The organism is Chryseobacterium sp. SIMBA_028 (assembly GCF_046535285.1).
GTDB lineage: Bacteria > Bacteroidota > Bacteroidia > Flavobacteriales > Weeksellaceae > Chryseobacterium.
In genome coordinates, this window is the sequence record NZ_JAWRWZ010000459.1 from 1 (window position 1) to 260 (window position 260).

Below are 260 nucleotides of genomic sequence, written 5' to 3' on the forward strand. Positions count from 1 at the left end.
CTGCTATTTGCTGAACGAGTCGGGGGAAATCCTGCTGACCCGCCGCTCTCCGGAGAAAAGGACATGGCCGGGCGTGTGGACCAACAGTTGCTGCGGCCACCCCGCGCCCGGCGAGGAGTCGGAGGAGGCCCTGATGCGCCGGGCACAGTTCGAACTCGGGGTGGACGCCACGAGGATCCAGCTCGTCCTGCCGCACTTCCGATACCGAGCGGTTGACCCCACAGGAATCGTCGAGAACGAAATCTGCCCTGTCTACATGG

At 64.2% G+C, this 260-nt stretch carries 1 protein-coding gene; it reads left to right on the top strand.

Annotation, left to right across the window (positions count from 1 at the left end; translation table 11 throughout):
• Positions 1–260: isopentenyl-diphosphate Delta-isomerase (gene idi / locus SCA31_RS24115; protein WP_410699520.1), on the top strand; the 260-nt coding region annotated here is incomplete at both ends.